Below are 15591 nucleotides of genomic sequence, written 5' to 3' on the forward strand. Positions count from 1 at the left end.
TGGGGCAAACGGTACGGAAGAACATCCATAATACCGGCGGGAGCAACTGGCTGCAGCAGACCGATTACACCTACAATATCCGCGGGTGGCTGCTGACGATGAACGACGGCGATAACCCGGGCGGGAAAACAAACGATGTTTTCAGCATGCGGCTGATCTATAACGATACCCCTACAGCCGGAGGAGTAGCCGCCCCGGCGCAGTTCAACGGGAATATTGCCGGTATGCGCTGTAAAACCAAGGCCAAAGGTAGTTCCGCTTCCTCGGTAGCCGGCCACGCCTATGCCTTCCAATACGATGTAATGGACCGGCTGGTACTGGCTTCCTACGGGCGGGATACCCTTAACAACCGGGATTACAGCCGGATGCCCGGCAGGTACAACGAAGCCCTTTCCTACGATATCATGGGCAATATCCTCAGCCTGCAACGCTCCGGCAAGGCAGGGCCCATCGACGACCTGGAGTACGTATACGACGGCAACCGCCTGATACGCATCACCGACAGGATCACTTCCGGGTTAAAGCCCCTGGGCTACAAGGACAGCGTGAACCTGGCGCAGGAATACCTCTACGATGTATCCGGGCGGATGACCGAAGACAGGGAAAAAGGAGTAACCGTCGCCTACAACCATTTAAGCCTGCCCCAAACCGTGACCAAAGGCAGCCGGGAACTCGTTTATACCTACGACGCTACCGGGAAGCGGGTGAAGAAAAGCTTCGGCAATACCCACCGCCATTATATCGGCGGGTTCGAATACGAAGGCGACGAACTGAAATTCATCACCATGCCAGAAGGACGCATCCGTAAAAGCGGGGACGACTGGATCTATGATTATTTTATCACCGACCATCTGGGCAATGTACGGGTGGTACTCACTACCGGACAGTCCGGTACACAGGTCTATACCGCCGGTATGGAAGAAAGCAATGCCGCAGAAGAAACCCGGTATTTCGAAAATGTAGACAATACCCGCGCCGACCGGCCGTACAATTACCCGGATAAAAACCCGCTGAATACCAAGCTGGCGAAAGTGCCCGGCAAGAGCCGCGGTCCTTCGGTGATGCTGCAGGTCATGGCAGGCGATACCGTTTCCCTTTCCGCGCAGGCCTTTTACAATATGGACAGCAGCCTGCCCGGCAGCGGACTGAACATCGCCCCGGTGGTGGGAAGCGCCATAGCCGCTTTTACGGGAACCACCGCCCTTCCGGCAGGAGAGTTCGGCTCGCTGGCAGCCGACCTGGGGGCTACGGCGAGTACCTCTGCAGCACTGGCGCAGTTGCCGGAAAAAAATGAAGAGGACGATTCCCCTGAACCCGATTCCGGCCTGAATTTTGTACTGTACAACAACAGTCTGGACATTGTGGCGGCCAATACCGGAGTATTGCCGGTATCGGATAATATCAACCGTATCCAGCAGTTATCCGGCGATAAGATGGTGATCACAGAAAGCGGTTACCTGGAAGTATTCGCCTACAATGATGCGCAGACACCCGTGTTCTTTGATAACATCGAATTAAGGCATACCAGCGGCCCTATACTGGAGGAAAACCATTATTATCCGTTCGGTATGCTGATGGATATGAGCTATATGCCGTTGGCGGTCAATGAGCGTAATTTCTATAAGTATAACAGTAAAGAATTACAGCCGGAACTGAACTGGAATGTATTGGATTTCGGGTTCAGGAATTACGACCCTCAAATATGCCGTTTTATCAGTATCGATCCGTTAGCAGATAAATTCCACTGGGTAAGTCCTTATAATTATGCCGAAAACCGCCCTATCGATGGTATAGATCTTTGGGGACTGCAATACCTTAGATTTGACGAAGTATTGATGGCTAATTTCCGTCCTTCTTCTATTGGGGTAACCGGTATCAGCAAGGGTGGTATCACTACTTCTTCTTCTGGAGGTAGTTCGGGTATGACCTCCAATTCTGACGGCACCTTTAATTTTAGTTATTTAGGTGAGAGTTATTCCAATATATCGGCTATTGATTATAATGGAGGAACATACCTGAATATGGGACAACATATCAGTGATGCCGGTGGTACGCAACATACCCAGTGGGTATATACGGATATCCAGTTATTTGACGGTAATATGCATCATACTTTTACCTGGGAGGATCCTGCATTGCCTGGAAATGACGCTTTCGGCAATCCCAGGAATACCAATTGTGCCGAACTGGCCAATGTCCAGGCGCAAGAATTAGGGACAACCCTGCTAGGTGGTGGAGTAACTTCCGCAAATGCTATAAAATCATATAATGCCAATACATCGACATCATTAAATAATGGTTTATCGGTAGATTATATCAATCGCCAACTGGAAGCCGGGAATGCAATAGTTGTTGGTGTTAGTTATAAAGGTGGAGGTACGGATCAGCTGGGTACCAACCATTATGTAACCATAACCGGGAGAACTCCTAAGGATGGTGGTAATTTTACATTTATGGAAAATGCTATTACAAATAGAGCAAATGCGAGTGACTTTTCAAGTAACCTCTTAAAACCTTCATCAAAGAGTATAAGCGGTTATTCTCATCATTGGGAAAAAAATAGAAAATTCACAGTAACTAGAGTACAAAGAAATCGATAATGTTTTTTGAATTAGATGACTTTCAAAATACCAATATTTTAATTGAAAATATTTTCACCATGATATTCAATACATTAAAAAAGACAATATTTATATTGACATTTATCCTTACAAGTTCGATTTTATCAGGACAAACTTTTGTCGGAACTTCCAGTGATAAAATGAAAAGTTATGGCTGTACTTTTAGACTTAATAAGGATAGTACCATAAATTTCATTTATGAAAGAAATGAGAACAGCATATATGCAGAACATATCGGGAAAATCAAAAAAATAAATGATACGTTATTTCGAGCATTTGTAATAATGACAGTCGGTCAATTCTATATGAAGTCACCGAGTGACGATACACTTACAATTAAGGTAGATACTCTAATGGTGAGTAAAATTGATAAGTTTACCATTCATTTTTCGAATGGCCAGACAAAAGAGCTAAAAAAATGCTATGATAAATGGTTTAAGTATCATGCATTCCATTTACCAATCAATGAAAAATGGTTTAATTCACAAAAAGGTACTGATTATGTTTTTATCACTACAGGTCTGAAAGGTCTTATTTCAGGGGAAGAATTGAAATTTAAAATACCATTTGGTTCGGCAGCTTCATTTTTGTGTGGACAGAAAGATAAATTTGAAATCATTATTAAAGATGGATTACTTTGGACAACAGGAAAAGCATCAGTTCAGATTGGTCAATTTAAATTAAAGCAGATAGATTGATTGTAAGGAAAATACTGTTTTTATTTCTAGTAGATTAATATCTTATCTTGTATGTATAAATATGATGATGTATAATTTTATGAAAGCTTAATATGTAATCATAGATTTTTATTTATCTTAAAAATCTATCTTTTTTGGGAGATAATTATCTATTCGTATATCTTCGAATAAATTTTGGATGTTGTCTTTTTTGATATAGTTTTACATAGTTTGCAGTTTTTAACTGTAAATCTTTAGTTCTTTGAAAAAACTGATCTGGAGTACTGCCTGTATCGGTCAATGAACGTAATTTCTATAAATACGGCAGGAAGGAGCTTCAGACAGAGCATAACCTGAACTGGGGCGACCACGAAAACAGGATGTCTGATTATACCGCCGGCAGGTGGTGGGTGGTTGATCCGTTGGCAGAAGATTATTATGGGTGGAGCCCGTATAATTATTGCTTCAATAATCCGCTGCTCTTTGTTGATCCGGATGGCAGAGGTCCGTTTAAGAAATTTGAGTTTAACGGTTCGGCCTGGGATTACCTGAAATCAATCCCTAATTTTGCAACCAATCTGGTCAACGGATTGATTGATGGAGCGGTAGGCCTGATAAAAGGAGGCGCAGCCACCGCTTCATTGATCTACCATGAAGGTTTATCCGGTTATGGCACAGCCCTGGCCAGTGAAGCCAAAGGAATGGCGAATGGAATTGCCCAATTTGTAGAAGGAGAGATTAATTATCATTCCACTACACCCATTGGTGAACAGCTCAAAAATGCCTTTTCACCCCAGAGTATTGAAACCGCCCTTACGATAGCCGTGCCTGTTATTACCGGTACAGCCGCTGCCAACCTGACCAAAGGCGCTGCGACTAATGTAGCGAAAGGGACAGCAAAAAATACAGTTGCGGAGGCGACAACAAGTGTGGCTAAGACAGCACCTCAATATACCAAGTCCAGTTTACAGCTTGGACAACAGATGCATAAGGGGTATAAATTAGGACTAGAGAATAAAGTAACTACTTTTAAAGAGTTTACTGGTGTCAAAGGAATACGTCCGGATTTTGTTGATTTTGGCACTAAAACTATCTATGAATTAAAGCCATATAATCCAAGAAATATACAACAAGGATGGAAGCAATTAAATAAATATCAGAATCTTTTTCAACAACAATATGGTGGAAACTGGAATATAGTTTTAGACTTTTATTAAAAATTATTGTAATGGAAAAAAAAGAATTAATAAATATTTTGAGCGAGATACTCATACCAGCTGGATTTAAGAGAAAGGGGAATTATTGGGTTTTCAATGGTCATGAAATTACTAAAATGATTAATCTTCAAAAATCACAATTCGGTAATCATTTTTATATTAATTATGGATATATTTTAAATTCAATTCCTTTGGACGGTATGATGATGCATATTTATAAGAGAGTAGCTTCTTTAGACAAAACAGAAAATTTAAAAATTGATGAATTATTAAATCTTGAGAATACTATATCCGATGATGATAGGTCACATGAACTAAAAAAAATGTTAGTCCAAAAGTTAGTTCAAAATATCAATTTAGTTAGTACAGAAGATGAATTATTAAATGAATTGAAGAAACGTCCACATCTCAATGATATCCCTTTAATTGTTAAAAGACATTTTAATTTGGAGTAAACATAAACCCAAAAATGAAATTATCCCTTAAAATATTATTGCTTGTTCTTTGAAATTTAAATTGCTGTTTTTTATGGATTAAGTCATAGGAACAGTTAATTTTTATTATAAACGCGAGCATATTTAATGTAATGAAAATTTATCCGTATGTTTGTGAATTACATTTTTGTTCTTTGAAAATAAAGATTTGATGTAGTGTATTGCCTGTTTCGGATAACATCAACAGGATTCAGGTGTTATCCGGCGATAAGATGGTGATCACAGAAAGCGGTTACCTGGAAGTATTCGCCTACAACAATGCGCAGACACCCGTGTTCTTTGATAACATCGAATTAAGGCATACCAGCGGTCCTGTACTGGAGGAAAACCATTATTATCCGTTCGGTATGCTGATGGATATGAGCTATATGCCGTTGGCGGTCAATGAACGTAATTTCTATAAATACGGCAGGAAGGAGCTGCAAACGGAGCATAACCTGAACTGGGGCGATCACGAAAACAGGATGTCTGATTATACTGCCGGCAGGTGGTGGGTGGTTGATCCGTTGGCGGAAGATTATTACGACTGGAGTCCGTATAATTATTGCTTCAATAATCCGCTGCTCTTTGTTGATCCGGATGGAAGGGGTCCGTTTAAGAAATTTGAGTTTAACGGTTCGGCCTGGGATTACCTGAAATCAATCCCCAATTTTGCAACCAATCTGGTCAACGGATTGATCGATGGAGCGGTAGGGTTGTTAAAAGGAGGCGCAGCCACCGTTTCAGTGATCTACCATGAAGGTTTATCCGGTTATGGTTCAGCCCTGGCCAGTGAAGCCAAAGGAATGGCGAATGGAGTTGCCCAATTTGTAGAAGGAGAAATCAATTATCATTCCACTACACCCATTGGTGAACAGTTCAAAAATGCCTTTTCCCCCCAGAGTATAGAGACAGCCCTTACGATAGCCGTGCCTGTTATTACCGGTACAGCAGCTGCCAACCTGACCAAAGGCGCTACGACTAATGTAGCGAAAGGCGCAGCAAAAAATACGGTTGCGGAGACAACAAGTGCTGCTAAGGGGGAAGGCTTTGGATCTATGATGGAAGCAAGTGAAGCTGCTCGATACACTAAATTTTGGCAGAACTACGCTCCTAAACAAGTTACTCCGGGTACTACAAGGTTGGATTGGTTAAGACAAAGTGGTCGAACAAAACAGATAGAAAGTTCAAGGGTTATATATGATAACTTTGGACGTCAGATATATAGAGTAGATTTTTCAAATCATATGAGACCGTTAAACCACAGTATACCTCATTTGCATCAATATCAATTTGGTCCGATGTCGAGTTTTGGAAAAGAATCAGTATTTAATTTTTTTGGAAAATGAAAAAGATAAAAAATATAGAAAAAATTACAAGTATTTATAATACTTGGAAACCTTCAGATATAGCTTTCATAAAATCTCTTGAATGGTCAACTCAAAATTTAGTAATGGTTTTTTATTGCCAATTGAGAGAAAATGTAAATGGATGGCCAGATACTTCGAAAGATTTTTTCGAAGTATCAATAATATTCAATAATATATCAAGTTTGAAACTAGATTTTAATGGTGCAGGATTGCACCAGATTTCAGGTTTAGATATTTTAGATATTTCGAATAATGGTTTGGAGAAAATTAATTTTCAGATTGAAGATTATGAAAATGATAGTATCAATTTTGTTTGTGAAGAAATTGAAATAAATAAGGTATATAATCCTGACAGAATAGTATTTGATTAGGCTGCAGCTAAGGGAGTAATGAACCCAAACGAATTCATTTTATGCAAAGTAGTATCAAAAACACAACTGGAAATTACACAGTTCTTGGAAATGCGGAAGCATTGACAAATGGTACTCTGAATCCAAAAATCCTCAGAATGAATGTATGGAAAGATGCGAATGGTAAAGTATGGACACTTGACAATAGGCGATTAGGTGCTTTTAGATTATCAGGTTTGCAAGAGGCTCCTATTCAGTGGACAAATCCAGGAGGTCAAATGTGGAAAATGACAACTACAAATGGTACTTTTACTAAACTTAAACTTGATAATGGAAATAATATTAAATATATTCTTTATGACTTTCAAAGTAATTATATTGATTGATATTTTTATACCTTCGTTGGACGTACTCTGTGACTACACCTGTTTTCGATAAAGAATAGATCAGTTAAGTTTTGTTACAGCATGTATAATAATGTAATGAAAACTTATCCGTATGTTTGCGGATTACATTTTTGTTCTTTGAAAGTAAAGATTTGATGTAGTGTATTGCCTGTTTCGGATCATATCAACCGGATACAGGTGTTATCCGGCGATAAGATGGTGATCACGGAAAGCGGTTACCTGGAAGTATTCGCCTACAACAATGCGCAGACACCCGTGTTCTTTGATAACATCGAATTAAGGCATACCAGCGGCCCTGTACTGGAGGAAAACCATTATTATCCGTTCGGTATGCTGATGGATATGAGCTATATGCCGTTGGCGGTCAATGAGCGTAATTTCTATAAGTACAATAGTAAAGAATTACAGCCGGAACTAAACTGGAATGTATTGGATTTTGGCGCTAGAATGTTGGATGGGCCAAGATGGATGGCGCCTGATCCGTTGTCAGAGATGTTTTATGATTGGAGTCCGTTTAATTATGCATTATGTAATCCTTTAAAATATATTGATCCGGACGGAAGAAGAGCAAGTCCCTATTTCGATATAAAGGGAATATTCTTAGGTATTGATGAAAAAGGCTATAAAGGAAATATATTCATTACTACTAAAGAAGCTTTTGCCAAACATTCGGAAGAAGGAATAGCTAGATCAGGAGATATTCAGAGTGATACTGATACTAAGATTGTAAAAGAAGTTCAATTAACAGCTGAAGCTGAATCAAATATTTATACCCATGCTATGTTGAGAACAGAAGGAGTTGATTTTTCGAAGCTGTACAACAATAAGGTATCTATTTTGGAAGAAAGGTCTTGGAATGGAAAAGAAGTTGTAACGAAAGGATTTAACGATCCTGATGATTACTTAAGATTTGGATTTAGTAAAACTAAAGATGGTAAATATAAAATTACGGCTGTTTCCGGATCAAACCTGAATGATTTGACAACTGTAGAACTCATTCAAAATAGTCTTGGAGTTCATGAGTATGATGGCCATGGAAATAAGGGATATTCCGGTGGAAATAGTCTTGGTGGTACACATTGGCAAGCTTATCTACTACAAGTCCAACATCCTACATTTCAATTTTTGCCTAAATGGCGGCAAGATGAGATATTATTACGTGTAAGAGAATTTATGCATTACGAAAATCCAACTTTATTTAAAAAACACTTTGGTAAAGAATGAAAAAATTATTAATATTAATTTTAGTTTTCTGTTATTACAATAATATAAATGGACAGATAATAGAGCTTAAAGAAGTTTATATTGATTGCAATCAATATATTCAAAATGATACAATCCTTTATGAACCATATAGCATAAGTTTTACTTTTTATGCGATAAATAATACTCAAAGCGATTTGTCCTTTGGGACTTGTAATCCATATGCCGGTGGAAAAAGACAATTCGGTTATTTTGAAATAGTATTTAACAAAAAGAAAAAAAATGATTTAAAATCACTAAATTTAAATGAACAATTCTGCCTTTCTGGCAATAATAAAATAAGAGTGATTACTGAGCTTCGTGAAAAAGATTATTCAATAAGAGGATATTCATTTTCAGAAATATATAATTTGGTGTTTAATAGTCGAATGTTTTATCGTTGTATTGAAAGGGATTATGATGTTGAAAAGTGTAGTAAATCAAAATTTAACAGTCAGGAAGTCGTAAAAAATGATTATTTAATATTATTTTGTTATAATGGCAAAGTTATTCATGCTTACCCGGTAAATCTAAATTCATCTGAATCTATAGATAACGATTCTAAGAAAGGTTTATAATGCATGTGATTAAAAATGTTTAATTTATTAATTTGCGAATTTAATGTAATACTTAATCGTAAATTAACGAAAAGCTATTGAATTTTACCTTTTTAATATACTTTTACATGGTTTGCAGTTTTTACTGTAAATCTTTTGTTCTTTGAAAATATCTGATTTAAGTACTGCCATTGGCGGTCAATGAGCGTAATTTCTATAAATACGGCAGGAAAGAGCTTCAGACAGAAATGAGCCTGAACTGGGGCGACCACGAAAACAGGATGTCTGATTATACCACCGGCAGGTGGTGGGTGGTTGATCCTCTGGCAGAAGATTATTATGGGTGGAGCCCGTATAATTATTGCTTCAATAATCCGCTGCTCTTTGTTGATCCTGATGGAAGAGGTCCGTTTAATAAATTGCCGTTTAACGGTTCGGCCTGGGATTACCTGAAATCAATCCCTAATTTTGCAACCAATCTGGTCAACGGATTGATTGATGGAGCGGTAGGCCTGATAAAAGGAGGCGCAGCCACCGCTTCTGTGATCTACCATGAAGGTTTATCCGGTTATGGTTCAGCCCTGGCCAGTGAAGCCAAAGGAATGGCGAATGGAGTTGCCCAATTTGTAGAAGGAGAAATCAATTATCATTCCACTACCCCCATTGGCGAACAGTTCAAGAATGCCTTTTCCCCCCAGAGTATAGAGACAGCCCTTACGATAGCCGTGCCTGTTATTACCGGTACAGCAGTTGCCAACCTGACCAAAGGCGCTGCGACTAATGTAGCGAAAGGGACAGCAAAAAATACAGTTGCGGAGACAACAAGCGCGGCTAAGACGAGTAGTCGGGTTTATGAAGTAGGTACATATAAATCACTTAGAGGTGTTGAAGTAGGCTTGGATGCCCACCATGTAGGACAAAAGGCCTTGATGAGTAAGTTTATTCCAGGATATAATCCAAGTACAGCACCATCAATCTTAGTGCCTAAATTAGGACATACGCAAGGGATAGGAGTTTTATCAAGAGAAACATCAGGCCTTTCAAATGCACGTCAAATATTAGCGCGAGATATTTTTGAATTAAGACGAGTGTATCCAAATGTGCCAAATACTTCTCTACAACAACTAATTCAAATAAATAAATCGATGTATCCAAGTGCATTTGTAAAATAAAAATTATGAATAGTTCAGAAATTATAGAGGAAAAATATGCCGAAGCAGTAATAGGCATAAGGGAAGAATGGTTTAATACGGTAAATACTAAATGGTATGATTATGTAATTGGACTTCCAATCCATTTGCAAATTACTTACCTAGTTATCGTATTTCATAATCAAATTTTTAATGGTGGTTTCCATCAATACTTTGTCAATGGGTATGGACAATTTGCAAGAGAGACGATTAATGCACTTAAAACAATAGGGGCATTAAAAAAAGCAGAATTGCTAAAAGATGCTTGGAAAATTGTAAATATCGATAATAGTTCTGATGAAGTTTTTAGAAAACAATTATTAAATAAAGAAATTACACAATTGTTTTTTCAAGATGGTTTATTTGATTCTTTAGATAAATTAGATAGTATTTATTTTGCAGATGTAAGCGAAGATATAGAACAATTATTAGGAAACTACCTACAAGGCCACTAGGGGGGTAAAAAATGAGACAACAGAAATATAATTCCTATAAAGGTGATAAGCGTATTGATTTTCCTCGTTGGGTATCTGTACTACGTATGTTTTCGAAATAAATCAGTTGGTTTTGTTAGAAACGCGTGTATGTTCAATGTAATGAAAATTTATCCGTATGTTTGTGAATTACATTTTTGTTCTTTGAAAATAAAGATTTGATGTAGTGTATTGCCTGTTTCGGATAATATCAACAGGATTCAGGTGTTATCCGGCGATAAGATGGTGATCACCGAAAGCGGTTACCTGGAAGTATTCGCCTACAATGATGCACAGACACCCGTGTTCTTTGATAACATCGAATTAAGGCATACCAGCGGCCCTGTACTGGAGGAGAACCATTATTATCCGTTCGGTATGCTGATGGATATGAGCTATATGCCGGTGGCGGTCAATGAGCGTAATTTCTATAAGTACGGCAGGAAGGAACTGCAGACAGAGCATAACCTGAACTGGGGCGACCACGAAAACAGGATGTCTGATTATACCGCCGGCCGATGGTGGGTGGTTGATCCCTTGGCAGAAGATTATTATGACTGGAGTCCGTATAATTATTGCTTCAATAATCCGCTGCTTTTTGTTGATCCTGATGGAATGGGTCCGTTTAATAAATTGCCGTATAACGGTTCCGCCTGGGATTACCTGAAAACAATCCCAAATTTTGCTACAGATATTGTAAATAGTGTAGCAGATCTTTTTTTTGGAGGCGTTGGCGTCTTAAATACGTTAGTCACAGAAGGCGTAGTTCCTGCGGCACAGGATCTATCAAACGGTCTTGTAAATGGTATAGGAGGTGGCATTTATAACCGTATAGAAGCCGGAATAGATTACCATCTGCATACTCCTGTTGTCGACCAGTTAAAAGATGCGGTATCACCGCAAATGTTTGAAAATACACTTGCACTTGCAATCCCTGTTGTAGCCGGTACAGCTACTGTAAATGTAGGTAAAGGCGCAGCAACCAATGTCGCGAAGGGAACAGCAAAAAATACAGTTGCAGAGACAACAACAAGTGCGGCTAAGGGAGGAACAACGGAAGTGACAACTGTTGGACGTTGGATGTCCAAAAGGGAATATGCAGCAATGAAGAGCGGTACAACGGTTTTAGAGGGAGCAGGAGGACAGACATTTGTAACACAAGGAGGTTCACACTTGTTCTCAGGAGCAGCTAGAGGATCTGTTTATGCAGAGTTTCAAGTTCCTACTAATAGCTTGCTTCAAGGAGGTAAGCAAGGTTGGTTTAAAATGCTTGGCCCTAATGCAAGTAAATCACAGCAATATCTTTTGCAGAAGCAAGGAGGCCCATTGTTGCCACAATATCAAAACTTATCACCTATTCTTAAAACAAAATAGAGTTATGGAAAAAGATAAAATTTGGTTTAAAAATGAATTTATTCCTCTATTGAGTCAAGAATATAAAATAGAATATTCAGTTTTTCAAGATGGGGATTTTGGAAATCTTGAAAGATTTGAGATTGAGGGAAATAATAAGGGTGGAAATATTGATTTTTGGAGTTTAGGTTGGCTTAATATCCATCTCGTAGATTATGAGAGTGGAAATGAGTTGCTTAATATTTTATTAGAACCTCATCAAGAAAGAGAGAAAGAGGAAGCTTTTAAAAAGCTAGAAGAGTTTTTATAGAATAAAGTCTAGATTTTCGGGGATCAATTACCTTATAAGGCTAGAATAAATTTTATAGTTTTCTTCATCAAAACAAACAAAAATTACTTTTTCAAAATCGTTTGTTGTACTCAAAAAATCAGATACAACTTTGATAGCAATTTTAGCTGCTTTTTCTTTTGGGAATTTGTAAATGCCAGTACTGATATTGGGGAAAGAAATAGATTTCACATGATTATCTGCCGCAAGCTTAAGACTATTGAAGTATGCTGTTGACAGTAACTTTTCTTCATTGCTTTTGCCATTATTCCAAACAGGTCCGACAGTATGAATAACAAATTTTGCGGGCAGTTTTCCAGCCGTTGTTATGACAGCTTCCCCGACTTTGCAACCGCCTTGTTTACTCCGTATTTTTTGACAATCTTCAAGAATAGCTTTGCCACCAGCTTTATGAATCGCACCATCAACACCACCACCGCCAAGTAAAGATGTGTTTGCGGCATTTACAATGGCATCAACTTTTATTTTTGTAATATCCCCCTTTAAAACCTCAATCATAAAATTTTTCTAAAAGCTTGTTTTGTTTTAAAATTTTGGATAGAGATATTAATGACGTTGCATAGAACACTTTTGGTATCAGTATCCATTGTTTATACGTTCCATCGATTATTTGTAATAAGAAGCATTTTCACCTTTTCCAATTAAAAGATACACAGAAGTGCCAATACATTTAATTATTTCAATGGATGGTAAATTTTTATTGCGTTCACACTTCCCAATAATCTCACAGGAAGCATCAATCTTTTTAGCAAAGTTGCTTTGCGACCATCTTTTTTACTTTTTGTGAGTGCTTATTTTGCCTCCGATGTTCAATGTTATATCACTCATATCTAATCAACAATGCAATGAAAACACAAATATAAGAGAACTTTATTTCATAGAAAAGTAAGATGTTATTTGTTCAAATAAGAAATAGTTAATGATATTTGCGAAATAAATTACATATAGTAAAAAGTAAAAAATATCTTTCAGTCAATGAAGATAAGCGAAATAAAAGCATAGTTGAGTATATTAAGCATATAGGAACACTGTGATTTACAGTTGAAAAGAAATAGAATGTTGTGCTGCTCTCTTCACGATGATAGAAATCTGAAGATGCAGATCTGTCCCGAAGCTAACACAATATTTTGCTTTAGCGATAATTGCTAAAGAATGGAAAGGTGGTGATGGGCACGGTACAATTCATACAGAACAAAGAAAATTGCACCAAACATGAAACGGTATTAAGAAGTTCAAAGCCTGACAGAAACAACAACACTGCAAGTAACGACAAAGCCGATAATCCAACCCTCGTTGGGTGACGCTTGTTTTCGATAAAGAATAAATCAGTTAAGTTTTGTTACAGCATGTATAATAATGTAATGAAAACTTATCCGTATGTTTGCGAATTATATTTTTGTTCTTTGAAAATAACGATTTGATGCAGGTAGGCCAATACCGGAGTATTGCCGGTTTCGGATAATATCAACCGGATACAGGTGTTATCCGGCGATAAGATGGTGATCACCGAAAGCGGTTACCTGGAAGTATTCGCCTACAATGATGCTCAGACACCCGTGTTCTTTGATAACATCGAATTAAGGCATACCAGCGGCCCTGTACTGGAGGAAAACCATTATTATCCGTTCGGTATGCTGATGGATATGAGCTATATGCCTGTATCGGTCAATGAACGTAATTTCTATGAATACGGCAGGAAGGAGCTGCAGACAGAGCATAACCTGAACTGGGGCGACCACGAAAACAGGATGTCTGATTATACCGCCGGCAGGTGGTGGGTGGTTGATCCCTTGGCGGAAGATTATTATGACTGGAGTCCGTACGCACATACATTAAATAACCCTGTTTTATTTATCGACCCCAATGGCGAATCGATCGACTGGTATTTCAACCTGCATAACGGACAAATAGTAAATGTACCGGGAAACAAAGATCTTTTTAAGATAGGTTATATTCGTCTTGCCGGTGATGATGCTTCTATAGGCGATATCAAGGATGTCCTGACATCCTGTAATTATACCTATGAATTGGCAGCTGAATCAGGAATTCAGGTTGATACGGAAAAGCAATACAAAGGTTGGGCCATGATGCAGATATACAATCCTGAAAACGTAGGAACTATTTTAGGATTAAGTTTTGCAGGAAGCGCAACAGCAGCTAATAACAGCAAACAATTTCTTCCCGGAATGGGAACCGGTGGTAAGTCTGTATGGTCTTTGAATGCTCTTGAACGAGGATTATCCATAGAAAAGTCGCTTGGCGGTAATCTTCCCAAGAATTTTCCTGTTATAGATAAACTACAGAATGGAGTAGCAACAAGTATCAAAAGTGTTGATTTGACGGCAAAAACATATAATAAAGGAAATGGACTATTAAATACATTGACAGGATATGTAAATAAATTAAGTAATTTTACACAAGGGCAAAGAGGAAATTTTACCGTGTTAGAAGGAGTTGACTTTACACGTAAAACATTGGATGTAGCCATTCAACCTGGAAGAGCCACAGCACAACAATGGGAACAAATAGGTAAAGCAATGAAATATGCAAAAAGTCAAGGAATTGAATTTATAATAAGATTTATTCATTAATTAAATGGAAAGAGCCTCTATTTTTTTATTTGTAGCTAAACGAAAATATCTTATTCACAGTATATCAACTCTAAGTATGGGAGGTGGTATTGCTACTCCACCCTATGTTTGGTTTGATACGGATATTACTGATAAAAAACTCATAGAAGAGCTTTTACATGTGCTAAGTTATTCAAAGACAGGATTGCCTCGTCCCAACGATTGGGATGCTTCGAATAAAGAGCTTTTACAATCAGCGGGTTTAAAGAGAAACAAAGACTTATATACCAATAGTCTTTTAGTTAATGTATTAAAAAAAGATGATACTATCGAGTTTTCCTCGATGGTTAATTTAGGTCGGAGAGGATTTATGAATAAAGTACCTGAATATAAGATTACTTTACCAGCGAATTCTGATTTAAAAGTCTTATCGGAAGCATTGAAAAAGGCATTTGAAAAATGTGAATAGGTTGGTGTAAGCATGATATAATTAAATTTTATATAGTTTGCAGTTTTTTACTGTAAATCTTTTGTTCTTTGAAAATATCTGATTTAGGTACTGCCTGTATCGTTCAATGAGCGTAATTTCTATAAATACGGCAGGAAGGAGCTGCAGATAGAGCATAACCTGAACTGGCTTTATTTCGGTGAAAGGATGCTTTCACAGGAAATATGTCTAATTACGCACTTTATCCCTAAAATCCGAATTCTTGAAATTTTATCCGAAAATTTTGTATCGTCG

16 protein-coding genes are annotated in these 15591 nt (G+C 38.0%); 15 read left to right on the forward strand and 1 reads right to left on the reverse strand.

Translation table 11 applies throughout. From position 1 onward, the window contains the following. From LBQ60_16060 to LBQ60_16120, 13 genes are all read left to right on the forward strand, one after another. Window positions 1-2600: hypothetical protein (locus LBQ60_16060; protein MDR2039437.1), on the forward strand; the 2600-nt coding region annotated here is incomplete at its 5' end. Next, the gene (locus LBQ60_16065; protein ID MDR2039438.1) at window positions 2600-3319 is read left to right on the forward strand and encodes a hypothetical protein; all 720 of its coding nucleotides are present in this window, start codon (window positions 2600-2602) and stop codon (window positions 3317-3319) included. The genes LBQ60_16060 and LBQ60_16065, both read left to right, overlap by 1 nt. Window positions 3320-3582: 263 nt before the next feature. Next, a complete protein-coding gene (locus tag LBQ60_16070) occupies window positions 3583-4515 on the forward strand; it encodes a hypothetical protein (protein ID MDR2039439.1) in 933 nt (310 codons plus the stop codon). A gap of 11 nt (window positions 4516-4526) precedes the next feature. Then, complete coding sequence (locus tag LBQ60_16075; GenBank protein MDR2039440.1) at window positions 4527-4970, forward strand: DUF4304 domain-containing protein; 444 nt, start codon at window positions 4527-4529, stop codon at window positions 4968-4970. Window positions 4971-5170: 200 nt separating this feature from the next. Next, window positions 5171-6337: a hypothetical protein gene (locus LBQ60_16080; protein MDR2039441.1), complete on the forward strand. Its 1167-nt coding sequence runs from the start codon at window positions 5171-5173 to the stop codon at window positions 6335-6337. After that, a complete protein-coding gene (locus LBQ60_16085; protein ID MDR2039442.1) occupies window positions 6334-6729 on the forward strand; it encodes a hypothetical protein in 396 nt (131 codons plus the stop codon). The genes LBQ60_16080 and LBQ60_16085 overlap by 4 nt, the downstream gene beginning before the upstream one ends. 41 nt (window positions 6730-6770) lie before the next feature. Then, entirely contained in the window at window positions 6771-7094 is a 324-nt protein-coding gene (locus LBQ60_16090; protein ID MDR2039443.1) for a hypothetical protein, read from the forward strand. Between the two features lie 216 nt (window positions 7095-7310). Then, window positions 7311-8339 (forward strand): hypothetical protein, encoded by a 1029-nt coding sequence (locus LBQ60_16095; protein MDR2039444.1) that lies wholly within the window; start codon window positions 7311-7313, stop codon window positions 8337-8339. Then, window positions 8336-8935 carry a hypothetical protein gene (locus LBQ60_16100; protein ID MDR2039445.1) on the forward strand — a complete coding sequence of 200 codons (600 nt, stop codon included), beginning with the start codon at window positions 8336-8338 and terminating at the stop codon, window positions 8933-8935. The genes LBQ60_16095 and LBQ60_16100 overlap by 4 nt, the downstream gene beginning before the upstream one ends. 170 nt (window positions 8936-9105) lie before the next feature. Beyond that, window positions 9106-10086 (forward strand): hypothetical protein, encoded by a 981-nt coding sequence (locus LBQ60_16105; protein MDR2039446.1) that lies wholly within the window; start codon window positions 9106-9108, stop codon window positions 10084-10086. 5 nt (window positions 10087-10091) lie between these two features. Beyond that, window positions 10092-10559 carry a DMP19 family protein gene (locus LBQ60_16110; protein ID MDR2039447.1) on the forward strand — a complete coding sequence of 156 codons (468 nt, stop codon included), beginning with the start codon at window positions 10092-10094 and terminating at the stop codon, window positions 10557-10559. A 210-nt stretch (window positions 10560-10769) separates the two neighbouring features. Next, a complete protein-coding gene (locus tag LBQ60_16115; GenBank protein ID MDR2039448.1) occupies window positions 10770-11951 on the forward strand; it encodes a hypothetical protein in 1182 nt (393 codons plus the stop codon). A gap of 4 nt (window positions 11952-11955) precedes the next feature. After that, window positions 11956-12240, forward strand: coding sequence for a hypothetical protein (locus tag LBQ60_16120; GenBank protein MDR2039449.1), 285 nt, complete (start codon window positions 11956-11958; stop codon window positions 12238-12240). Between the two features lie 27 nt (window positions 12241-12267). Here the strand turns inward: LBQ60_16120 and LBQ60_16125 are convergent, their stop codons facing one another. Beyond that, entirely contained in the window at window positions 12268-12777 is a 510-nt protein-coding gene (locus LBQ60_16125) for an O-acetyl-ADP-ribose deacetylase (protein ID MDR2039450.1), read from the reverse strand. Between the two features lie 947 nt (window positions 12778-13724). On the opposite strand from LBQ60_16125, the gene LBQ60_16130 reads away from it, so the two are divergent. Continuing rightward, complete coding sequence (locus LBQ60_16130; GenBank protein MDR2039451.1) at window positions 13725-14870, forward strand: hypothetical protein; 1146 nt, start codon at window positions 13725-13727, stop codon at window positions 14868-14870. 4 nt (window positions 14871-14874) lie between these two features. Beyond that, window positions 14875-15318, forward strand: a complete 444-nt coding sequence (locus LBQ60_16135; protein ID MDR2039452.1) for a hypothetical protein — start codon at window positions 14875-14877, stop codon at window positions 15316-15318. Window positions 15319-15591 lie beyond the last annotated feature (273 nt).

This window comes from Bacteroidales bacterium, from assembly GCA_031275285.1.
Classification (GTDB): domain Bacteria; phylum Bacteroidota; class Bacteroidia; order Bacteroidales; family UBA4181; genus JAIRLS01.